Annotated in this window: 17 protein-coding genes; 11 read left to right on the top strand and 6 right to left on the bottom strand. The window is 65.4% G+C overall.

Translation table 11 applies throughout. The features are described 5' to 3' along the window. Window positions 1–63 precede the first annotated feature (63 nt). From J2R76_RS08520 to J2R76_RS40780, 3 genes are all read right to left on the bottom strand, one after another. Window positions 64–2,565 carry a penicillin-binding protein 1A gene (locus J2R76_RS08520; RefSeq protein ID WP_028332239.1) on the bottom strand — a complete coding sequence of 834 codons (2,502 nt, stop codon included), beginning with the start codon at window positions 2,563–2,565 and terminating at the stop codon, window positions 64–66. 237 nt (window positions 2,566–2,802) lie between these two features. Further along, on the bottom strand, window positions 2,803–4,113 hold the full coding sequence (locus J2R76_RS08525) for an N-acetylmuramoyl-L-alanine amidase (protein ID WP_253623915.1): 1,311 nt from the start codon (window positions 4,111–4,113) through the stop codon (window positions 2,803–2,805). Between the two features lie 615 nt (window positions 4,114–4,728). Beyond that, window positions 4,729–5,460 (bottom strand): hypothetical protein, encoded by a 732-nt coding sequence (locus J2R76_RS40780; protein ID WP_199805339.1) that lies wholly within the window; start codon window positions 5,458–5,460, stop codon window positions 4,729–4,731. 69 nt (window positions 5,461–5,529) lie between these two features. Here J2R76_RS40780 and J2R76_RS08530 point away from each other — a divergent pair, with 69 nt between their 5' ends. Together J2R76_RS08530 and J2R76_RS08535 are read left to right on the top strand one after the other, a co-directional pair. Next, on the top strand, window positions 5,530–8,007 hold the full coding sequence (locus tag J2R76_RS08530; protein ID WP_309143567.1) for an Rne/Rng family ribonuclease: 2,478 nt from the start codon (window positions 5,530–5,532) through the stop codon (window positions 8,005–8,007). 106 nt (window positions 8,008–8,113) lie between these two features. Further along, complete coding sequence (locus J2R76_RS08535; RefSeq protein ID WP_253623917.1) at window positions 8,114–9,346, top strand: FAD-binding oxidoreductase; 1,233 nt, start codon at window positions 8,114–8,116, stop codon at window positions 9,344–9,346. Between the two features lie 117 nt (window positions 9,347–9,463). Here J2R76_RS08535 and J2R76_RS08540 read toward each other — a convergent pair whose 3' ends face one another. Further along, on the bottom strand, window positions 9,464–10,798 hold the full coding sequence (locus J2R76_RS08540) for a dicarboxylate/amino acid:cation symporter (RefSeq protein ID WP_057020000.1): 1,335 nt from the start codon (window positions 10,796–10,798) through the stop codon (window positions 9,464–9,466). Between the two features lie 219 nt (window positions 10,799–11,017). Then, on the bottom strand, window positions 11,018–12,205 hold the full coding sequence (locus J2R76_RS08545; RefSeq protein ID WP_253623918.1) for a pyridoxal phosphate-dependent aminotransferase: 1,188 nt from the start codon (window positions 12,203–12,205) through the stop codon (window positions 11,018–11,020). 227 nt (window positions 12,206–12,432) lie between these two features. Here J2R76_RS08545 and J2R76_RS08550 point away from each other — a divergent pair, with 227 nt between their 5' ends. Both J2R76_RS08550 and J2R76_RS08555 read left to right on the top strand, forming a co-directional pair. Further along, window positions 12,433–13,839 (top strand): M48 family metalloprotease, encoded by a 1,407-nt coding sequence (locus tag J2R76_RS08550; RefSeq protein ID WP_057019998.1) that lies wholly within the window; start codon window positions 12,433–12,435, stop codon window positions 13,837–13,839. 87 nt (window positions 13,840–13,926) lie between these two features. Next, window positions 13,927–14,694, top strand: coding sequence for a DsbA family protein (locus J2R76_RS08555; RefSeq protein ID WP_253623919.1), 768 nt, complete (start codon window positions 13,927–13,929; stop codon window positions 14,692–14,694). Between the two features lie 18 nt (window positions 14,695–14,712). Here J2R76_RS08555 and J2R76_RS08560 read toward each other — a convergent pair whose 3' ends face one another. Then, window positions 14,713–14,904: a hypothetical protein gene (locus tag J2R76_RS08560; RefSeq protein WP_253623920.1), complete on the bottom strand. Its 192-nt coding sequence runs from the start codon at window positions 14,902–14,904 to the stop codon at window positions 14,713–14,715. A gap of 173 nt (window positions 14,905–15,077) precedes the next feature. On the opposite strand from J2R76_RS08560, the gene J2R76_RS08565 reads away from it, so the two are divergent. From J2R76_RS08565 to J2R76_RS08595, 7 genes are all read left to right on the top strand, one after another. Next, window positions 15,078–15,896, top strand: coding sequence for a DUF1236 domain-containing protein (locus J2R76_RS08565; protein WP_057019995.1), 819 nt, complete (start codon window positions 15,078–15,080; stop codon window positions 15,894–15,896). Window positions 15,897–16,232: 336 nt separating this feature from the next. Next, complete coding sequence (gene aroQ, locus J2R76_RS08570) at window positions 16,233–16,706, top strand: type II 3-dehydroquinate dehydratase (protein ID WP_057019994.1); 474 nt, start codon at window positions 16,233–16,235, stop codon at window positions 16,704–16,706. Window positions 16,707–16,758: 52 nt separating this feature from the next. Beyond that, window positions 16,759–17,256, top strand: a complete 498-nt coding sequence (gene accB / locus J2R76_RS08575) for an acetyl-CoA carboxylase biotin carboxyl carrier protein (protein ID WP_168857929.1) — start codon at window positions 16,759–16,761, stop codon at window positions 17,254–17,256. 24 nt (window positions 17,257–17,280) lie between these two features. Continuing rightward, window positions 17,281–18,639, top strand: coding sequence for an acetyl-CoA carboxylase biotin carboxylase subunit (accC, locus tag J2R76_RS08580; protein ID WP_028344933.1), 1,359 nt, complete (start codon window positions 17,281–17,283; stop codon window positions 18,637–18,639). A gap of 99 nt (window positions 18,640–18,738) precedes the next feature. Beyond that, the gene (locus J2R76_RS08585) at window positions 18,739–20,268 is read left to right on the top strand and encodes a CHASE3 domain-containing protein (protein ID WP_253623921.1); all 1,530 of its coding nucleotides are present in this window, start codon (window positions 18,739–18,741) and stop codon (window positions 20,266–20,268) included. Then, on the top strand, window positions 20,265–20,705 hold the full coding sequence (locus J2R76_RS08590; protein WP_057019991.1) for a response regulator: 441 nt from the start codon (window positions 20,265–20,267) through the stop codon (window positions 20,703–20,705). Before J2R76_RS08585 ends, J2R76_RS08590 begins: the two co-directional genes overlap by 4 nt. Continuing rightward, window positions 20,702–21,793, top strand: a complete 1,092-nt coding sequence (locus J2R76_RS08595; protein ID WP_057019990.1) for a sensor histidine kinase — start codon at window positions 20,702–20,704, stop codon at window positions 21,791–21,793. The genes J2R76_RS08590 and J2R76_RS08595 overlap by 4 nt, the downstream gene beginning before the upstream one ends. Window positions 21,794–21,894: the final 101 nt, after the last annotated feature.

Consider the following 21,894-nt stretch of genomic DNA (forward strand, 5'->3'; position numbering starts at 1 on the left):
ACCGGCGCGGCAAAGCGCAATCGACTTGGCCGCACTATCCCGGCGATTTGGCCGGACAGGCCGCTAGTAAAGCCCCCCGGTTCCCGGACGCATGAAGAAGCCGCCATCCGGCTGCGCCCCATTCTGCGACGGCTGCGGGCCAGGCGCAGGGCCGCGCCCATCGGCATCGGCGACGCCGATGACCGAATAGTTCTCCGGCGGCGCGGTGCCCGGCTTGAAGGCTTCGAGGATGGTGTTGCCGCCGTCGCCGGGACCGGCGCGCATGCCGGTCTTGGCGTCGACGCGGATCAGCTTGATGCCGGCCGGAACCTTGAACGGCGTCGGCGGCTTGTCGGCGAGCGCAAGCTTGAGGAAGTCGCGGGCGATCGGCGCTGCGACGTGGCCGCCGGTGGCGGCGCGGCCGAGATTGCGCGGCTTGTCGTAGCCCATGTAAACGCCGACTGCGAGATCCGGCGAGAAGCCGACGAACCAGACGTCCTTCTCGTCGTTGGTGGTGCCGGTCTTGCCGGCGATCGGCTTGCCGACCTCCTTCACGACGGTCGCGGTGCCGCGCTGGACCACACCTTCCATCATCTCGGTGATCTGGTAGGCGGTCATCGGGTCGAGCACCTGCTCGCGGCGGTCGACCAGCTGCGGCTCCGGCTGGCTCTTCCAGCCCCCGGGCGCGTCGCAGCCGCGGCATTCGCGGGTGTCGTGCTTGAAAATGGTATGCCCGTAGCGATCCTGGATGCGATCGATCAGCGTCGGCTTCACCCGGCGGCCGCCATTGGCGAACATCGAATAGGCCGTGACCATGCGCATCACGGTCGTCTCGCCGGCACCCAGCGCATACGACAGATAGTTCGGCAATTCGTCATAGACGCCAAAGCGCTTGGCGTATTCGCCGACCAGCGGCATGCCGATGTCCTGCGCGAGCCGCACCGTCACGGTGTTGAGCGAGCGCTGCAGCGCGTTGCGCAGCGTGGTTGGGCCGTAATACTTGCCGGTCGAATAGTTTTCCGGACGCCACACGCCGGCGCCCTGCCCCTGATCGATCTCGATCGGCGCGTCGATCACGGTGGTCGACGGCGTATAGCCATTGTCCAGCGCCGACGAGTACACGATCGGCTTGAACGACGAACCCGGCTGCCGGTAGGCTTGCGTCGCGCGGTTGAACTGGCTCTGGTCGAACGAGAAGCCGCCGACCATCGCGAGCACGCGGCCGGTCCACGGATCCATCGCCACCATGGCGCCGGACACTTCAGGCAATTGCCGCAGGCGATACTGGCCTTCGACCGCGTTGCCGTCCTTGGTCACCAGCGGATCGGCGTAGATCACGTCGCCCGGCTGCAGCACCTGCGAAACGGCGCTCGGCGCCTTGCCCTTGGTCTTGGCCCAGCGCACGCCGTCCATCGTGATGATGCCGGTCTGCCGCTCCTTGCTGACCGCGCCGCCGAGCTCGCGGCCCGGCTGGAAGCCGATCCGCGCCGACTGATCGCTGGTCTCGAGCACGACAGCCATCCGCCACGGCGAGATGTCGGAGAGCGACTTCACGTCGGCAAGCTTGACGCCCCAGTCACCGGAAATGTCGAGCTTGTGCAGCGCCCCGCGCCAACCCTGCGCCTCGTCGTAATTGACGAGCCCCGCGACCATGGTCTTGCGCGCCATCACCTGGATCTTGGGATCGAGCGTGGTGCGCACCGACAGACCACCCTCGTAGAGCTTCTTTTCGCCGTAGCGCTCGAAGATGTCGCGGCGGACCTCCTCGGCGAAATATTCGCCGGCGAAGATATGCGCGCCGTTCGAGCGGCTGGTGACGTTGAGCGGGTCCTTGCGCGCCTTGTCGGCGTCGGCCTGCTTGATCCAGCCGTTCTCCAGCAGACGATCGATCACATAATTGCGGCGCTCGATCGCGCGGTCGCGGTTGCGCACCGGATGCAGCGCCGCCGGCGCTTTCGGCAGCGCGGCGAGATAGGACGCCTCCGCGATCGTCAGCTCGTTGACCGACTTGTCGAAATAGACCAGCGACGCCGCCGCGATGCCGTAGGCACCGAGGCCGAGATAGATTTCGTTCAGATAGAGCTCGAGGATGCGGTCCTTGGAATAGGCGCGCTCGATGCGCATCGCCAGCAAGGCTTCCTTGATCTTGCGGCTGAACGAGACCTCGTTGGTGAGCAGGAAGTTCTTCGCGACCTGCTGGGTGATGGTCGAGGCGCCCTGCGGGCGACGGTTCGAGCCGTAGTTCTGCGCATAAAGGATCGCGGCGCGCGCCATGCCCTGATAGTCGATGCCGCCGTGCTCGTAGAAGTTCTTGTCTTCGGCGGCGAGGAAGGCGTTGATCACGAGCTTCGGCACCGCCTGGATCGGCAGATAGAGCCGGCGCTCCTTGGAGTATTCGCCAAGCAGCGCGCCGTCGGCGGCATGCACGCGGGTCATCACCGGCGGCTCATAGTCCTGCAGCTGCGAGTAGTCGGGCAGATCCTTGGAGAAATGCCAGATGGCGCCAGCGACGGCGGCGACACCGACCAGGAACACGACGGTTCCGGCGGCGAACAAGAAACCCATAAACCGCACGAGCAGGCGCATTATCGACGTTCCGTTCCTACCCTCCGGCGCTCAGTCGTCAGAAGCGCCTGTCCAAAAGTGCGAAAGCCTCACACAACGAAGCTTCGGCCCAGCGAGCCACCTTGCGCACGCGAGTATACAAGAGCCGCCGGACAATATGGTCGATTCTGCGGACCTGCGGTCCATTGTCTATACCGTCGCGGCTGTGGCCAAACTAGGGCTTCGGCGCAACGGCCCCGGCTTTTCAGCGAGCCGATTTCACTTTGCCGACCCGGCAGTTGCCAGCCGTTTGGCGAAGAACGTGTCGATCGCCTGCACCATCGAGCCGACCGCCTTGTTCCGCCAGCTCTCCGAGACCAGGTGCTCGAGGTCCCCCTTGTTGGAGACGTAGCCGATCTCGACCAGCACGGACGGCACGTCGGGCGCCTTCAGCACCCGGAAGCCGGCCGATTTGAGCGGATGCTTGTGCATCCGCACCGTGGTCTTCATCTCGTCCATCAGAAGACGGGCGAAGCGATTGGAAAACGTCTTGGTTTCACGCTGCGCGAGGTCGATCAGGATGTCGGCGACCTCGGTCGGTTCGTCGGTCAGGTTCACCCCGCCGATGGCGTCGGCCTTGTTTTCCGCCTCCGCCAGCCGTTCGGCCTCGGCGTCGGAGGCCTTGTCCGACACCGTGTAGATCGTGGCGCCCTGGGCATCGCCCTCGCGGCGCGGCAGGGCGTCGGCGTGGATCGAGACGAACAGCGCCGCGGACTGGGAGCGCGCGATCTTCACCCGATCGTTGAGCGGGATGAAGGTGTCGTCGGACCGCGTCATGACCACCCGATACTTGCCCGACTTCTCGATCCGGTCGCGCAGGGCAAGGCCAAAGCCGAGCACCAGGTTCTTCTCGGTCTGGTCGCCGGATTGCGTGCCGTTGTCGATGCCGCCGTGACCGGGATCGATCACGATCAGCGGGCGCGCGTCGGTGACCGCGACCGGCGGCAGCGCCGCCGAGGTGACGGCCGGAATGGTGGCGGTGGTGAATTCGGAAATCGCCGGTTTCGATTCGGGCCGGCTCGCGGGCGCCAGCGACTGCACGAAGCTGGTGCGGTCGACCTCCTCGAAGTCCAGCACCAGCCGCGGCGGCTGGCCGTTGGCGGCGTCGAGTACGTAGGAATTCGCGATCTTCACCGGTCCGGTCAGGTCGAACACGATCCGCGAGCCGCCGGGCATCACGAGGCCATAGCGGAACGCCTTCACCAGGCCCCGCCCCGCCGAGCCGGTGCCGGCCGCGAGCTGAAAATCGACCTGCGGGATATCAACCACGACGCGGTAGGGGTCAGCCAGCGGGAAGGCGCGAAATTCGATCTTGCGGTCGAGGTCGAGGATGAATCGGGTCTGCTTGGCGTCGCCGGCGAGCCTGGCGCCGGATGCGACCGGGAAATTTGGGGCGCTCGCGGCCGGTGCCGGCGGGCCGTTCTGCGGTCCCTCTGCGGCGCTCGGGGCGCCGGCAATGGCAAACACCGATGCTGCGGCGCACAACAGCCCGCATCCCAGAAAAACAAGGTGTTTTGCGCGGTTCGCCACCCGATTCGTAGCCTCCCAGCTGCTTCTTACCGCATTAGAACCACACGGTTAATCGCCCCCTAATGACGCTCCGGCGAAAAGAACCGAGTGTTGCGGCGGCGTGACGCTTCCCTTGCACGCGGCGGTCAATCCACGTATGTACGAGGTGCTGACGGCTAGTACTCCCGGTTGTGTCGCGTTCAGCCTCCCGGTGCAGCGGTGGAACCTTCCTGATCGAAGATCCCGCCGTGTTTTTCCGGTCCCTCCCCAGCCAGCGCCGCGCGCGGCTGACACGGAGTGGCGGATTCAAGCCCGAGCGGCGTCCGGTCCCAGGCACACTCCCTCGCCAGAGGGACGGTTTGAGACACGGCATAACCGATTATCCGGTCCCTTGGGGCCTCGATATGCGATGGCCGGCAGGCGCTTCGGCGCCAGACGGGGCTTTCAGCAAAAGATACGGCGGTATTTTTCGCCGCCAACATGTTTAGACGGGCCGACGCTTAATGCGCCAGACTGCATTGCCGACCAGGATCCCCCGAATGATCGCGCTGACGCGAGGTGAAAACTTCGCCCGTCGCATCATCCCGGTGAGTTCCCGTCCGGCGCTGCGCCGCGAGATGCGTTTCGGCCTTCCCCTCACCCCCGAATCAGGTGGACCGTCGCGTCACCGGGCGGCGCAGTTTGCGCGCGCCATGATCCGCGCCCGCCGCCGTCAAGAGCTCCAAAATGCCCAACAAGATGTTGATCGATGCCACCCACCCGGAAGAGACCCGGGTCGTTGTGGTCCGTGGCAATCGCGTCGAAGAGTTTGATTTCGAGACCGCCCAGCGCAAACAGCTGCGCGGCAACATTTATCTCGCCAAGGTTACGCGCGTAGAGCCGTCGCTGCAGGCCGCCTTCATCGAGTATGGCGGCAACCGGCATGGCTTCCTGGCCTTCAGCGAAATCCATCCCGACTATTACCAGATCCCGGTCGCCGACCGTCAGGCGCTGATCGAGGCCGACGAGCGCGCCCATCGCGAGGCCGAGGAAGAGCACGAGAACCGCGGCCATCGCCGCCGGTCGCGCCATCGCAATGCCCGTCGCCGCGGCCATGGCGAGCGCGTCCAGAGCGAGGTGATCGAGGGCGCGAACGACACCCAGGCGCTGCCCACCATCGAGGCCCACGAACATCCCGTCGATGCCGAGCATCATGAACATGATGCCGGGCACCACGATCACGGCGTGGTCGCCCACGAAGGCCACGAGCATGAGGCGCATGATCATGCGCATCACGAGGACCATGAGCATCACCATGATCATGACCACGACGATCATGGCGACCACGATCATGGTCACGACGACCATCACGACCACGATCATGCCCATGATCACGACCACGCCCCCGAGGTGAGCGAGGCGGCGGTTGCCGACGCCCCCTCCGACCCCGTCGTTGCGGTGGTCGAAGCCTCCGCCGCGTCGGCCGCGCCCGAGACCGTCGAGACGGTCGAGGTCAATCATGAGCCCGAGCGCGCCCATGAGGAGCAGATCGAGGAAAACGCCGCGCATGCCGACGACGCGCCGCATGTGGCTTCCGACGAGGTTCACGCCGATGAGCACGCGGTCGCCGAATATGGCGCGCTCGCCGAGGTGGTCGCGCCCGAGACCGGGCCTGGCGACGAGGCCGGCGAAGATGACGAAGAGGATGAGGGCGAGGAAAGCGAGGAAGAGGACGTCGTCGAGTCGGTCGGCGGCGACGACGTGCTCGAGGAGGTTCCGGAGCGCCCGTTCCGCCCGCGCCGCCAGTACAAGATCCAGGAAGTGATCAAGCGCCGGCAGGTGATGCTGGTGCAGGTCGTCAAGGAAGAGCGCGGCAACAAGGGCGCCGCGCTGACCACCTATCTGTCGCTCGCCGGCCGCTACGCCGTGCTGATGCCCAACACCGCGCGCGGCGGCGGCATCAGCCGCAAGATCACCTCCGCCCAGGACCGTTCGCGGCTGAAGGAAGTGGTGCAGGATCTCGACGTGCCCGAGGGCATGGGGATCATCCTGCGCACCGCCGGCGCCTCCCGCAGCAAGCCGGAGATCAAGCGCGACTTCGAATATCTGATCCGGATGTGGGAAACGGTGCGCGACCTGACGCTGAAGTCGCAGGCGCCGACGCTGGTCTACGAGGAAGGTTCGCTGATCAAGCGCTCGCTCCGCGACCTCTACAACAAGGAGATCGACGAGATCCAGGTGGCCGGCGAAGCCGGCTACCGTGAAGCGCGCGACTTCATGAAGATGCTGATGCCGGCCAATGTGCGCGCGGTGAAGCAGTATCGCGACGGTCAGCCGCTGTTCTCGCGCATGGGCGTCGAAAGCCAGCTCGACGCAATGTTCTCGCCGACCGTGCAATTGCGCTCCGGCGGCTACATCGTGATCAACCAGACCGAGGCGCTGGTCTCGATCGACGTCAACTCCGGCCGCGCCACGCGCGAGCACCATATCGAGGACACCGCGCTCAAGACCAATCTGGAAGCGGCGGAAGAAGTCGCGCGCCAATTGCGCCTGCGTGACCTCGCCGGCCTGATCGTCATCGACTTCATCGACATGGACGAGAAGCGCAACAACCGCGCGGTCGAGCGCAAGCTGTCCGACTGCCTGCGCCAGGACCGTGCGCGGATCCAGGTCGGCCGCATCTCGCATTTCGGCCTCTTGGAAATGTCGCGCCAGCGCATCCGCGCCAGCGTGCTCGAAAGCTCGACGGAGCCCTGCCCGCAATGCGGCGGAAGCGGTCACGTCCGTTCGGTCTCGTCGGTGGCGCTGCAGCTGTTGCGCGGCATCGAGGAAATCCTGATGAAGGGCGCGACCCACAATCTGGTAGTCCGCACCCGCACCGACGTCGCGCTCTACGTGCTCAACCACAAGCGCGGCCATCTGCGCGACCTCGAAGACTCCTTCCGGGTTTCGCTGTCGATCGTCGCGGACGCCACGGTGCATGGCCAGCAGTCCTACATCATCGACCGCGGCGAGCAGGTGCATACGCTCGAAGCCGCCAAGGCGCTGCTCGCTGCGCAGGCTGCCGCTGCGCCGGCCCAGGCCGAAGAGGCCGATGACGAGGAAGAACTGTTCGAATACGAGGCCGAGCTCGAAACCGACGAGACCGAGGGCCTCGCCGACGAGCGGGCGGCCGGCGATGAATCGGGCTCCGCCGAGGGCGAAGGCGACGGTCAGCGCCGCAAGCGGCGCCGCCGGCGCCGCGGCCGCGGTGGCGGCAGCGAGGCGCGTGAAGGCGCCCAGCAGCCGCGCGAGGACGGCGATCTCATGCATGTCCTGCCCGAAGGCACCGAGGCGGTTGCCGCCGCCGATGCCGAAGGTGATGAGGACGAAGGCGACGAGCAGCAGAGCGCTGCCCGCGACGACCAGGCCGGCAATGGCGATCGCCGTCCGCGGCGCCGCGGACGCCGTGGCGGCCGGCGCCGGCGCGGCAGTGGCGGACCGGATGACGGTCTCGCCGGATCGATCTCCGATGAGTTGAGCCCGGCGGCGACGTCGGAGGCCTCCGACGCAGTCGCCGATTTCGATAGCCATGATATGGAGCCGGCTCCCTCGCTGGCGCAGCCCGAACTGGTCGCCGAGCCGCCGGAGTGGCAGCCGACCGAGGTCGCGCCTGTCGAGCCGGTCGCGGCACCCGAGCCCGAAACCCCCGCGGCGTCTGCCGCCGAGGACACTGCCGAAGGTGACCGCGCGCAGCGTCGCCGCTCGACGGTGCGCGAAAAGGTCAACTTCGCATCGCCCCCTCAGCCCGAGGCATCAGCGGCGCTGGTTCAAAGCCCGCCGGAGGAAGCTGCCCCTGAGCCGACCGCGGCTGCTCCGGAGCCGGCACCGGCCGCTGCGGCCGAGGCTCCGGCCCGCAAGGGCTGGTGGTCGCGCCGCTTCGGCGGCGGCAACTAGCACCACCTGCAAGTCAGAACGCCCGGCTCACGCCGGGCGTTTTTATTGAACAGGCAATCCGTTCGTCAGACGCCGGCGTAACGAAGCCTGACGGAGACGGATCCCAATGCAAAGCGCGATCGTTCTTGGCGGCGGCATGGTGGGCGTCAGCACGGCGCTGCATCTGCAGCGCCGCGGCTGGTCGGTGACGCTCGTCGACCGCAAGGATCCGGGCCGCGAAACCAGCTACGGCAATGCCGGCATCATCCAGAGCGAGGCGGTGCGGCCCTACCCGATGCCGCGCGATCCTGCCGTCCTCGCCCGGATCGCAATGGGGCGCACCAACGACGTGCGCTACCGCCTGGCTTCGCTGCCGCAGCACGCCGGTCCGCTGCTGCGCTATTGGTGGAACTCGACGCCCGAGCGGCACCGTGAAGCCACCATCGCCTGGGCGCGCCTGATCGCCTACGCCACCGCGGAGCACGACACGCTGATCCGCGATGCCCATGCCGACAATCTGATCCGCCGCGCCGGCTATCGCCTGCTACATCGCGACCCGGCCGCGCTCGAACAGGCCATTGCGATCGCCGAGGAGAACCAGCGCGACTTCGGCGTGACGTTTCGCGTGCTTGATGGCCGCGAGCTCGCCAAGGCGGAGCCGTTGCTGCGCGACGACCTGCCCGGCGCCATTCACTGGCTTGGGCCCTGGACCGTGTCGGACCCCGGCGGGCTTGTTTCCGCCTATGCCGGACTGTTCGAGCGTCTCGGCGGCACGCTGTTGCGCGGCGATGCGCAGACGCTGACGGAGACGACGTCCGGCTGGTCGGTCGACACCAGTGGCGGCCGGATCGATGCCGCCCATGTCGTGGTCACGCTCGGCCCGTGGTCACCGCAATTGCTCCGCAAGTTCGGCTACCGGATCCCGCTGGTGCGCAAGCGCGGCTACCACATGCACTACCAGGGCGGCCGCTCGCTCGACCTGCCGCTGGTCGACACCGCGAACGGCTATGCGATGGCGCCGATGGCCAAGGGCATCCGCATCACCACCGGCGCGGAGCTGACCAGTCCCGACGCACCGGCGACGCCGATCCAGCTCGGCTACGCCGAAGTGGCCGCGCGCGAGCTGATCGAGATCGGCAGCCGCGTCGAGCCCGAGCCGTGGTTCGGTACCCGCCCCTGCACGACCGACATGCTGCCTGTGCTCGGGCCGGTGCCGCGGCATCGCGGGCTGTGGGTGAATTTCGGCCACGGCCATCAGGGCTTCACGCTCGGCCCCGCGACCGCGCGGGTGCTGGCCGAAACGATGAACGGCGAGGCATCCGCAGTGGACACCTCGCCGTATCGGCTGGACCGGTTCTGAGACGTCGAAGCAGACTTAGAGCGTTTTCGAGCGAAGTGGATACCGGTTCGCGTGAAGAAAACGCGTCAAAACAAGAATCTAGAGCCCCGTTCCGATTCCATCGGAACCTGAAAAGCTCTAGTCCGTCGTCAACGCGGTCTCCATGTCGGTTGGGTCGACCTGTTTGGCGAGATTGGCATTGAGCTTGTCGCGGTCGAGCTCACCCTCCCACCAGGCGACGATCACGCAAGCCACGCCGTTGCCGCACAGATTGGTCAGCGCGCGGCACTCGCTCATGAACTTGTCGATGCCGAGCACGATCGCCATGCCCGGCACCAGCCGCGGATCGACCACCGCAAGCGTCGCCGCCAAGGTGATGAAGCCGGCGCCGGTGATGCCGGAGGCGCCCTTCGAGGTCAGCATCGCCACGATCAGGATGGTGATCTGCTGGCTGAAGGTGAGATCGAAACCCAGCGCCTGTGCGATGAACAGGGTCGCCAGCGTCATGTAGATGTTGGTGCCGTCGAGGTTGAACGAATAGCCCGTGGGCACCACGAGGCCGACCACCGATTTCGAGCAGCCGAGCCGTTCGAGCTTCTCCATCAATGACGGCAGCGCGCTCTCGGAGGACGAGGTGCCGAGCACGATCAATAGCTCGTCCTTGATGTAGGCCAGGAACTTAAAGATCGAGAACCCCGCGATCCGCGCGATGATGCCGAGCACCACGAACACGAACAGCGCGGCGGTCAGATAGAACGTCGCGATCAGCCCCATCAGGTTGAGGATCGCGCCGGTGCCGAACTTGCCGATGGTGAAGGCCATCGCGCCGAACGCGCCGATCGGCGCCGCCCGCATCACGATCGAGATGACGCCGAACACGGCGTGCGCGGCGTCGTCGATGAACGAGCGGATGGTGTGGCCGCGCTCGCCGAGGCCCATGATCGCGAAGCCGAACAGCACCGAGAACAGCAGCACCTGCAGGATCTCGCCCTGCGCGAATGCACCGACCACGGTGTCCGGAATGATGTGCAGCACGAAGTCGACGCTCTTCTGCGCCTCCGCCTGCTTGGCATAGCCGGCAACCGCCTGCGCGTTCGCCGCCGCATTGCCGAAGCCGGCACCGGGCCTGACCAGATTGCCGACGAGCAATCCGATCACCAGCGCGAAGGTCGAGACGACCTCGAAATACACCAGCGCCTTGACGCCGATGCGGCCGACCTTCTTGGCATCTTGTATATGGGCGATGCCCGATACCACGGTGCAGAAGATGATCGGCGCGATCACCATCTTGATCAGCTTGATGAAGCCGTCGCCGAGCGCCTTGATCCACTCGTTGGTGGCAAGGCCCGGCCACAACCAGCCGACCAATGCGCCGAGCACGATCGCGATCAGGACCTGGACATAGAGAACTTTATACCACGGCTTGCTGCCGGCGCTCGCCGGCGCAGCCGTGACAACGGTTGCCGTTGCCATGTGTCACTCCCCCTCAGAAATGGCGGAAACAGCCAAGATCAACTTGGCGGTTCAAGTCAAATGGAACTGTGTGGGCCCTGCCGCTTATCCGCGATGATCCGCCCGCCACAGTGCCGGCGAAACCACGGCACTGCGCTGCGAAACCGATCCGAAAGGCAAAGCGAACGCCGGAAGGCTCTTGATGGCTCTTGGAGTTTGAAGGCTCCTGGAGTTCGCGGGCTATTTAAGCCAATGCGCGATCCGTGCAACTGCTTCCTGCATCTCCGCGGCCGAGCGTGCATAGGAAAAACGGATGAAGGCGCGGCCGTGGATCGGATCGAAATCGACGCCGGGGGTCGCCGCGACATGCGCCTTCTCGAGCATCTCGCTGGCGAAGGCGAAGCTGTCGGAGGTGAAGTCGGAGGCGTCGGCATAGAGGTAGAACGCGCCGTCAGCGGGGAGGAATTTGGTCAGGCCGGCCTTCGGCAGCCCTTCGATCAGGATGCGGCGGTTCTCCTGATAGCCGCGCTTGATCGCCTCCATCTCCTCACGGCCTTCGAACGCCGCTTCGGCCGCGATCTGCGACAGGGTCGGCACCGAGATCGACAGGTTCTGCTGCAGCCGCTCGATCGGCCGCACCAGCACGTCGGGCACCACCATCCAGCCGACACGCCAGCCGGTCATGCAGAAGTACTTCGAGAACGAGTTGATCACGAGCGCGTTCGACGACAGTTCGGCGGCCGTCACCGCAGGGAAGGCGTAGTCGAGCCCGTGATAGATCTCGTCGGAGATGAAGCGGATGCCGGCGCTGTCGGCGGCCGCCATCAGGCTCGACAGCGCCTCGCGCGACATCATGGTGCCGGTCGGGTTGGCAGGGCTGCCGACCAGCACGCCCTTCAGCGGCGCCTTGCGATGGGCGGCGAGCAGCGCCTCGCCGGTCAGGGCATGGCGGGTGTCGCCGGAGGTTTCGATCAGCACCGGCTCGCAGCCCAGCGCGGTCAGGATATGCCGGTACGGCGGATAACCCGGCACGGTCACGGCGACCCGGTCGCCCGGCTCGAACATCGCAAGGAACGCCAGGATGAACCCGCCCGACGAGCCGGTCGTAACGATGATGCGTTCCGCGTCGACCGCGCAACCATACGTGTCGCTGTAGTGCCGGGCGATGCGCGCGCGCAGCGAGGGAATGCCGAGCGCCGAGGTGTAGTCGATCCGCCCGTCCGCAAGCGCGGCCTGCGCGGCCGCGATCGCCGGCCTCGGCGCACCTGCGGCGGGCTGCCCCACCTCCATATGGATGACATGGCCGCCGGCGGCCTCGATTCGCGCGGCCGCCGCCATCACGTCCATCACCATGAACGGCGGAACATCGCTCCGTCCGGACGCTGTCAACAGGCTGCTTACACGGTCTCTCGGTGTCGCTTCACGCATGGATTTCTGCTATTGCACGGCCGCTGCCGAATTCGGGTTCCCGTTACCGGCTGCCGCCCCAGACTGGCCGCATTCGGTGGCTCCTTATAACGCTTTCAGGCCTAGTGAATACCCGGTTCGCGTGAAGAAGAACTGCAAAAACAACAGACTGCGCCACGCGCCTGATCCGGTCGGGCCCGGAACACGGACTTGTGCCGGCGCGGCCAGTCATCGCCGATAGATCGCCCATGCTGTTCCGCCTCGCGCTTCGCACCAGGACCTTCAAGCTGACCGCGCTCATGACCGCGGTTGCGCTCGCGGTCGGCCCCGTGGTCCCTGCGCGAGCCCAGCAAAAAGGCCCGCCGGTGCTGCGCGACACCGAGTCCGAGCAGCTGTTGCGCGAATACACAAGGCCGATCCTGCGCGCCGCCGGTCTGGAGAAGCAGAACATCCAGATCGTGATCATCAACGACGGCTCGTTCAACGCCTTCGTCGCCGACGGCCGGCGCATCTTCGTCAATTACGGCGCGCTGCTGCAATCGGAGACGCCGAACCAGATCATCGGCGTGCTGGCGCACGAGACCGGCCACCTCGCCGGCGGCCATCTCGCCAAGATGCGCGAGCAGCTGGCGCAAGCCCAGACCCAGATGATCATCGCGATGCTGCTCGGCGTCGGCGCGCTTGCCGCGGGTGCGGGCGGCCGCGGCGGCGGCAATGGTCTCTCCAGCGCCGGCGCCGCGGCGATCTCGGCGCCGCAAGCGGTCATTCAGCGCACGCTATTGTCCTATCAACGCCAGCAGGAAGAGAACGCCGACCGCGCCGGCGTCAAGTTCCTGAATGCGACCGGACAATCCGCCAAGGGCATGTACGAGACGTTCAAGCGCTTCACCGACGAGAGCCTGTTTGCCTCGCGCGGGGCCGATCCCTATCTGCAGTCGCATCCGATGCCGGTCGATCGCGTCTCCGCGCTGCAGGAACTGGCGCGCTCCAGCCCCTATTGGGACAAGAAGGACGATCCGGCACTGCAGCTGCGCCACGACATGATGCGCGCCAAGATCTCGGGCTTCATGGAGCGGCAGGACACGGTCTACCGCCGCTATCCGCTGTCCAACACCAGCCTGCCGGCGCGCTATGCACGCGCGATCACGACCTATCTGCACGGCGATCTGCGCTCGGCGATCGCGCAGATCGACGGCTTGATCCAGGTGCAGCCCAACAATCCCTATTTCCATGAATTGCGCGGCCAGGCGCTGCTCGAAGGCGGCCGGCCGGCCGAAGCCATCGCGCCGCTGCGCCGCGCGGTACAGCTCTCCAGCAATTCGCCGTTGATCGAGATGCTGCTCGGCCAGGCGCTGGTCGCCTCGGACAACAAGGCCTACACCGACGAGGCGATCAACATGCTGCGTGCCGCGGTGGCGCGCGAGCCCGAGGCGCCGCTCGGCTATACCCAGCTCGCGATGGCCTACGGCCGCAAGGGCGACTATGCCCAGGCCGACCTCGCCTCGGCGCAGGCCGCCTATCTCCGCGGCGACACCAAGACCGCCCGCGATCTTGCGTCACGCGCCAAGACGCGGTTCGCGATCGGCACGCCCGGCTGGGTCAAAGCTGACGACATTGTGAGCGCCAAGCCCATGCCGGGTCAGAAAAACAACTAGAAATAAACCGTAGTTCCATACAACGATCACCGAAACCGGCTCACGGCCCCGCCGTTTTTTTGAGCCACCGCGAACAAGGATTTTGTCATGCCAGCGCTTCGTTTTCTTGCCCCTGCCCTGCTCGCGCTCGGCGTTTGCGCCGCGCCGCTTCCGGCGTCCGCGCAGAGCTTCACCGACACCCAGCGCGGCGACATCGAGACCATCGTGCGCAACTATCTGATCGCGCACCCGGAGGTGCTCGAGGAGGCGATGAACGAGCTGAGCAAGCGGCAGGCCGCCGCCGAAGCCGAGAAGCATGAGCAGAGCGTCGCCAAGAACGCCGACACCATCTTCAATTCGCCGCGCGGCGTCATGCTCGGCAACAAGGACGGCGACGTCACCTTCGTCGAGTTCTTCGATTACAATTGCGGCTACTGCAAGCGCGCGATGTCCGACATGCTCGATTTGATGAAGGCGGATCCGAAGCTGAAGGTCGTGCTGAAGGAATTCCCGGTGCTGAGCCAGGGCTCGGTCGAGGCCGCGCAGGTCGCGGTCGCCGTGCGCATGCAGGATCCGACCGGCAAGAAGTATCTCGATTTCCACCAGAAGCTGCTCGGCGGCCGCGGCGCCGCCGACAAGACGCGCGCGCTGGCGGTCGCCAAGGAGGTCGGTCTCGACATGGCGAAACTCGAGAAGGATATGGCGAGCCCCGAGGTGAAGGCGACCATCGAGGAGAACTTCCGCCTCGCCGAATCCATGGGCATGAATGGCACACCGAGCTACGTGATCGGCAAGCAGGTCGTGATCGGCGCCGTCGGCGTCGACAACCTCAAGGAAAAGATCGGCATCGCCCGCTGCGGCAAGGCGACCTGCTGATCGCCGCTCCGACAGCGCTCATCGCGCACAAGATCCGGCTGCGATGCAGCCGGATTTTTTGTTGCCGCCACCCGAACCGATTCCGCGCGGGTCGCAACCAAGGGCCGTCACCAACGACGCGAAGCCGAAAATATAGCGCGACCTAATCTCGAGATCGAAGAGCATTTCGGCGGCTTCAATTTCGGCGGCGGCAACGGCCAGCTCGATCATGCGGGCGCGGAGTTCGACTGGGCCTGCGGTTGAAGCAGCCGCGCATTCATCTCGCGCGTTCATCGCGCATTCACCTCAAGAACAAACCGCAAGGAACCGCAAATCAACAGGAACATCGCACATGCTCTCCCGTTGTCGGCGCGGGCAATGCTGAAAAACGAGGAGGAATTACGATGTCTAACCGCTTTCTGATTTCGGTCGCCGCAGCCGCTTTGATCGCCGGCACCGGTTTCGCGAACGCACAGGGCGCCGGCGGCGCCAACAAGGAAACCGGGGCCGGTGGTGGTGCGACCACGCAGCAGTCTGCACCGTCCGGTGGTGCGTCATCGGGCACCATGCAGCATGACAAGAGCGGCATGAAGGGTTCCGAGCATTCGACGACCGGTGAGTCGAGCACCAAGGGTGCGGAGTCCGACAAGTCCGGCACGGCCACCAAGGGCGCGCAGGACAGTACCCAAAAGTCGAAGGGCATGAGCTCGGAGAACGAAGCGACCAAGGGCTCCAAGGAGGGCTCGAAGGACATGAAGGCCGAAGGTCGCGACAAGAGCGGCAACATGAAAGCCGAGGAGCGTGACAAGAGCGGCAAGATGAACGCCGAGGGCCGCGACAAGAGCGGTGCCGGTGCCACGACCAACCAGAACGCTCAGACCAAGAGCCCGGCCGACCCCAACCGCGCGCAGACCAACGACACGAGCCGCACGCAGACCACGACCGGTAACGCGGCAACGTCGGCCACCGCGGCTCCGCCGGCCGAGAAGCGCAGCCAGATCACGACCGCGATCAAGTCGGAGCACGTGACCGAAGCCACCAACGTCAACTTTAACGTGTCGGTCGGCACCCGCGTTCCGGCTGACGTTCACTTCTACCCGGTGCCGGAGCGGGTCGTGACGATCTACCCGCAGTGGCGCGGCTATCAGTTCATCCTGGTCAAGGGCCGCTACGTGATCGTGCAGCCTGAGACCCATGAGATCGTCTACATCATCGAGGGCTAAACCGGCCTCGGTGCGAGGGCGCCCAAACGGGCCCTCGCCTTCATCTCGACCCCGCCCCCTTCGGGGCGGGGTCTTGCTTTCGGCCGCACCCCGCATCACGCAGTGGATGGCGGGCCGGAGCGCCCGCCAAGGGCAGCTTCCGCAAGATTGGTTAATCAGCATTTTCCGCAGGTTAGGACAGTCATCTAACAGGGTGGAGGAAGTTGTTGAAGACGTTCTGATTTCACCTAAAGACTTCCCCTTCGGCCGGTTGTTACCTATAACCCGGCCCACTCCACCCCTTGTCGGACCCCCTCTCGGAACCTTTGGCCGGAACTCTTGGCAGGAAACTCTGGAATGGCTGCTGCCGGAACGATCTATGTGCTGAACGGCCCGAACCTCAATCTGCTGGGGACGCGCGAGCCGGAGACCTACGGCCATGCCACCCTCGCCGATGTCGAGAAGCTGTGCGCGGACACCGCGCGCCAGTTCGGGCTGAGCGCCGACTGCCGGCAGTCCAACCGCGAGGGCGAACTGATCGACTTCATCCATGAGGCCCACGCCAAGAAGGCGGTCGGCATCATCATCAACGCCGGTGGCTACTCTCATACCTCGATCGCGCTGCATGACGCGCTGATCGCGGTCAAGATCCCCGCGGTCGAAGTTCACGTCAGCAACATCCACGCCCGCGAAAGCTTCCGACACCACTCGTTCACTGCTAAAGCCGCCTTCGCGTCACTTTGCGGCTTCGGCATCGACGGCTACCGGCTTGCGATCATCGGCCTCGCCACCAGGATCGGCGTCAAGATCGACGCCAAGCCAAAGACTTAATCGTCAATCCTGACGTTCCCCGTCACCAGACAAAGATTTTGGATCACAGAGCATGGCGCGCCAGCCAGACGACAAATCAGCCGCAAAAAAGAACGACTCCAAGAGCGACGACAGCGCCCTCATTCGCGAGCTCGCGCTGCTGCTTGCGGAAACCAATCTGACCGAGATCGAGATCGAGCGTGCCGGCCTGCGTGTCCGCGTCGCGCGCAACATCAGCATCGCGGCCTCGGTGCCCGCCGCCTCCGTGGCGGGCGTTGCCGCACCGGCCGCCATTGCCGTCCCGGTGGCTGCGGCTGCGACCGATCTCGCCAAGCACCCGGGCGCCGTGCCGTCGCCGATGGTCGGCACCGCCTATTGGGCGCCCGAGCCGGGCGCCAAGCCGTTCATTGAAGTCGGCACCAAGGTCTCCGCCGGCCAGACGCTTCTGATCATCGAGGCGATGAAGACGATGAACCAGATCCCGTCGCCGCGCGCGGGCACCGTGACGCAGATTCTCGTCGAGGACGGCCAGCCGGTCGAATTCGGCGAGCCGCTCGTCATCATTGAATAGCTTCCGTCAACACCAGGCGCTGCGATGTTCGACAAGATCCTCATAGCCAATCGCGGCGAGATCGCGCTTCGCGTGCTGCGCGCCTGCAAGGAGCTCGGCATCTCGACCGTCGCGGTGCATTCCACCGCCGACGCCGACGCCATGCATGTGCGGCTCGCCGACGAGAGCGTGTGCATTGGCCCGCCGCCGTCGAAGGATTCCTATCTCAACGTGCCGGCGCTGCTCGCGGCCTGCGAGATCACCGGCGCCGACGCCGTGCATCCCGGCTACGGCTTCCTGTCTGAGAACGCGCGCTTCGCCGAGATCCTCGCCGACCACAATCTGGGCTTCATCGGACCGAAGGCCGAGCACATCCGCCTGATGGGCGACAAGATCGAAGCCAAGAAGACCGCCAAGCGCCTCGGCATTCCCGTGGTGCCCGGCTCGGACGGCGCGGTGACCTCGGAGGCCGACGCGCTCGCGATCGGCAGAGACATCGGATTCCCGGTGCTGGTCAAGGCGGCGGCCGGCGGCGGCGGCCGCGGCATGAAGGTCGCCCATACCGAGGCTGACCTCGCGCTCGCGCTCTCGACCGCGGCCAACGAGGCCAAGTCGGCGTTCGGCGACGCCTCGGTCTACCTGGAGAAATACCTGCAGAAGCCGCGCCACATCGAGATCCAGATTCTCGGCGACGGCCGCGGCGGCGCCATCCATCTCGGCGAGCGCGACTGCTCGCTGCAACGCCGTCACCAGAAGGTCTGGGAGGAAGGCCCCTCGCCCGTGCTCGCGGCGGCGGCGCGCGCCAGGATCGGCGAGACCTGCGCCAAGGCGATGCGGGACATGAAATATCTCGGCGTCGGCACCATCGAATTCCTCTACGAGGACGGCGAGTTCTATTTCATCGAAATGAACACGCGCATCCAGGTCGAGCATCCCGTCACCGAAAGCATCACCGATATCGATCTCGTGCTGGAGCAGATCCGGATCGCCGCCGGCGGCGACCTTCCGGCCAAACAGGACGACATCGCGATCATCGGCCACGCCATCGAGTGCCGCATCAATGCGGAGAACCCGCAGACCTTCCGTCCCTCGCCCGGACGGATCACGCAATTCCATCCGCCTGGCGGCCTCGGCGTGCGGATCGATTCCGCCGTCTATCAGGGCTATGTGATCCCGCCCTATTACGACTCGCTGGTCGGCAAGCTGATCGTGCACGGCAAGACCCGCGGCGAATGCCTGATGCGGCTGCGCCGGGCGCTGGACGAGATGGTGGTCGACGGGATCGAGACGACGCTGCCGCTGTTCCGCGCGCTGGTGCGCGAGCCCGACATCATCGAGGGCGACTACCACATTCACTGGCTGGAGCAGTACCTCGCCGGCCAGCCATCCGACGCCGCAAAATAGTTCGGAACTCCGTGGAACCCAGCCCTTCCTCAAACGTACTATAGGGTTATTGGCTTTCCACGGGGACGCGTTGAATCCCACTCCCATAGCGAGATCGTCGTGACGGTCGTTTCACGACGCCGGTCGACGTTACAGATCCTCCTGCTGTCGGCGGGATTTTTCGTGCTGGTCGCGGTCAGCGTGGCGTCCGTCCTGCTGGTCAACAAGGCGCGCGAGGACAACGCCTGGGTGATTCACACCGTCGAGACCGACAGCCAGATTGCCAACCTGCTGCTCGACATCAGGCGCGCCGAAAGCGCGACCAGGGCGTATCTGCTGACATCAGCACCACAATACCTGTCCGAGTACCAGTCCGCGGCAGCAGGAGTCCCGGCCGCGCTCAACCATCTCCAGATGATGACCGTGGATAATCCGGCGCAGGTTGCCAATGCCGCGAAGCTCAAGGCCGCCGTCGAGCAACGGCTGGCCGAGTTCGCGCTCAGCATCGAGCGCGTCAAGAACAACGACACGGCGACCAGCATCGACGTCCTGCGCAAGACCACATCGACCGATGCGGTCGAGGCGATCGTCCGGATCGCCCGCGACATCCGCACCGAGGAGGATCGTCTGCTGGTGCTGCGCACCGCGACGGCGGACAAGACCCAGGTGCTGGCCTCCTCCGTCACGATCGCCGGCTCCTGCATGGTGCTGGCGCTCGCCGCTCTCTCGGTGGTGCTGCTGCGGCGATCGTCGCGGGCGCGCGACGAGGCCGAGGCCAGGTTGCGCGACAGCAACGTCAATCTCGAAACCATCGTTGACGAGCGCACCTCCGACCTGCGCGAGGCCAACGAGGAAATCCAGCGCTTCGCCTATATCGTCAGCCACGATCTGCGCTCGCCGCTCGTCAACATCATGGGCTTCACCAGCGAGCTCGAGGAACTGCGCGGCGACATCTTCAAGCGGATCGCCACGCTCAATCGCGCCGCCTCGCTGGCGCCGGCGATGCCGGAAGACGCGACCGATGTGGCCGAGCCAGAGCTCGAAGGCTCCGACAAGCAGCTATCCGACGACTTCAATGAATCGCTCGGCTTCATCAAATCGTCGATCGCCAAGATGGATCGCCTGATCAGTGCGATCCTCAATCTCACCCGCGAGGGCCGCCGCGAGTTCAAGCCCGAACGCATCGATCTGCACGAGCTGATCGACGGCATCGTCAAGACGATGGCTCACCAGGCCGTCGAGGCCAACGCGACCGTCGAGGTCGGCGCGCTGCCCAATATCGTCAGCGACCGCCTCGCGCTGGAGCAGATCTTCTCCAATCTGATCGACAACGCCCTCAAGTACCTCAGGAACGGCGTTCCCGGCGAGATTTCGATCGAGGGCCGCACCAAGCTCGGCTTCGCGATCTTCGAGGTCACCGACAACGGCCGCGGCATCGATCCGAAGGACCACCAGCGCATCTTCGATTTGTTCCGTCGGGCCGGAACCCAGGACAAGCCCGGTCAGGGCATCGGGCTTGCCCATGTCCGCGCACTTGTGCGCAGACTGGGCGGCACCATGTCGGTAGCATCGGAACTTCACAACGGCAGCACCTTCACGATCACGCTGCCTATCAATTGGTCAGGCAAGAACCGGGACAAAGTGACATGAGTGATCCAGTCACCATCATCATGATCGAAGACGACGAGGGCCATGCCCGCCTGATTGAGCGGAATATCCGGCGCTCGGGTGTCAACAATGAGATCATCCCGTTCACCAACGGTACAGAGGCGGTCAACTACCTGTTCGGCAAGGATGGCAGCGCCGTCGAGCGCAAGGGCCAGGCCCTGCTGATCCTGCTCGATCTCAATCTGCCCGACATGACCGGCATCGATATTCTGAGGCGGGTCAAGGAGAACAAATATCTCAAGTCGACGCCGGTGGTCGTGCTGACCACGACCGACGACTCCCAGGAGATCAAGCGTTGCTACGAGCTGGGTTGCAACGTCTACATCACCAAGCCGGTGAACTACGAAAGCTTCGCCAACGCCATTCGTCAGCTTGGCCTGTTCTTTTCCGTGATTCAGGTGCCGCCGGCTGCCGTATGACCAGCGCAACGCCGACACTGCTCTACATCGACGACGACGCAGCGCTGGCGCGCCTCGTCGAACGCGGGCTGACGCGCGCAGGCTACAAGGTCGTGCACGCCGCAAGCGGCCAGGAAGGCCTCGATCGGCTCGCCCAGGGCGGCATCGACGTCGTCGCGCTCGATCAGTATATGCCCGGCCTCGACGGGCTGGAGACGCTGGAGCAGATCCTCAAGATACCGGACGCTCCGCCGGTGGTGTTCGTCACCGCGTCGCAGGATTCGGCGATCGCCGTCACCGCACTGAAGGCCGGCGCGGCGGACTATCTGGTCAAGGACGTCAGGGGCGAATTCATTCCCCTGCTCCAGGTCGCGGTGAACGGCGCGATCCGGCAGGCCGCGCTCCAGAAGGCGCGCGACGAAGCCGAGGCCGAGGTGCACGCCTCGCGCGACCGCTATGCCGCGCTCGCCGCGGAGCGTGAGGTTCTGCTCCGCGAGGTCAACCATCGCGTCGGCAATTCGCTGCAGATCATCGCCTCGTTGCTGCATCTGCAGGCCAACTCCGCGAGCCAGCAGGATGTGAAGGCCGCGCTCACCAACGCGATGGGGCGCGTCGCGGCCGTCGCACAGGTGCACCGCCGCCTCTACACCTCGCACGACTTCAAGACGGTGATGCTCAACCAGTATCTCGAGGCGCTGCTCGAGGATCTCCGGCGATCGGCCGAAGGCAACAAGATGTCGCGGCTGACCTTGAAGGCCGACCCGATCGAGATCGATCCCGACCGCGCGGTAGCGATTGGCATCATCGTCAACGAGCTGGTGATGAACGCCGTGAAATACGCCTATCCCGACGGCGCCGGCCCGATCCATGTCGAGCTGAAGCCGCAAGGCGACGATCTGCAGCTCGCGATCAGCGACGACGGGGTCGGCTTTTCCGACACGGCCGATCCGCGCGGCACCGGCATGGGCCAGCGGATCGTCAGCGCGATGGCAGCCAAGCTCGATGCCAGCGTCGAGCGCGACCCCGGCCACAAGGGCACCCGCTTCGTGGTGCGGTTCGCCCGCGTCAGCCCGGCGCTCGACAAATCGACAAGCGCCGCCGCCAGCTAATGCCGCCAATTTCAGCAAATTCGATTGATTTGTCCGGTTCGTTTTAACGACTGCGTCATGCTGTTGATCGATCGCTACCCGCCAGGCCTGACCGTTTAAGA

The sequence above is a fragment of the Bradyrhizobium sp. USDA 4532 genome (assembly GCF_024171315.1).
GTDB lineage: Bacteria > Pseudomonadota > Alphaproteobacteria > Rhizobiales > Xanthobacteraceae > Bradyrhizobium > Bradyrhizobium australafricanum.

What these genes read in the sequence shown, in the direction of transcription:
- J2R76_RS08520 (WP_028332239.1), bottom strand. Translation starts at nt 2,565, where the DNA reads ATGCGCCTGCTCGTGCGGTTTATGGGTTTCTTGTTCGCCGCCGGAACC.
- J2R76_RS40780 (WP_199805339.1), bottom strand. Translation starts at nt 5,460, where the DNA reads ATGGGCATGATCGTGGTCGTGATGGTCGTCGTGACCATGATCGTGGTC.
- J2R76_RS08535 (WP_253623917.1), top strand. Translation starts at nt 8,114, where the DNA reads ATGCAAAGCGCGATCGTTCTTGGCGGCGGCATGGTGGGCGTCAGCACG.
- J2R76_RS08540 (WP_057020000.1), bottom strand. Translation starts at nt 10,798, where the DNA reads ATGGCAACGGCAACCGTTGTCACGGCTGCGCCGGCGAGCGCCGGCAGC.
- J2R76_RS08545 (WP_253623918.1), bottom strand. Translation starts at nt 12,205, where the DNA reads ATGCGTGAAGCGACACCGAGAGACCGTGTAAGCAGCCTGTTGACAGCG.
- J2R76_RS08550 (WP_057019998.1), top strand. Translation starts at nt 12,433, where the DNA reads ATGCTGTTCCGCCTCGCGCTTCGCACCAGGACCTTCAAGCTGACCGCG.
- J2R76_RS08555 (WP_253623919.1), top strand. Translation starts at nt 13,927, where the DNA reads ATGCCAGCGCTTCGTTTTCTTGCCCCTGCCCTGCTCGCGCTCGGCGTT.
- J2R76_RS08560 (WP_253623920.1), bottom strand. Translation starts at nt 14,904, where the DNA reads ATGATCGAGCTGGCCGTTGCCGCCGCCGAAATTGAAGCCGCCGAAATG.
- J2R76_RS08565 (WP_057019995.1), top strand. Translation starts at nt 15,078, where the DNA reads ATGTCTAACCGCTTTCTGATTTCGGTCGCCGCAGCCGCTTTGATCGCC.
- aroQ (WP_057019994.1), top strand. Translation starts at nt 16,233, where the DNA reads ATGGCTGCTGCCGGAACGATCTATGTGCTGAACGGCCCGAACCTCAAT.
- accB (WP_168857929.1), top strand. Translation starts at nt 16,759, where the DNA reads ATGGCGCGCCAGCCAGACGACAAATCAGCCGCAAAAAAGAACGACTCC.
- accC (WP_028344933.1), top strand. Translation starts at nt 17,281, where the DNA reads ATGTTCGACAAGATCCTCATAGCCAATCGCGGCGAGATCGCGCTTCGC.
- J2R76_RS08590 (WP_057019991.1), top strand. Translation starts at nt 20,265, where the DNA reads ATGAGTGATCCAGTCACCATCATCATGATCGAAGACGACGAGGGCCAT.
- J2R76_RS08595 (WP_057019990.1), top strand. Translation starts at nt 20,702, where the DNA reads ATGACCAGCGCAACGCCGACACTGCTCTACATCGACGACGACGCAGCG.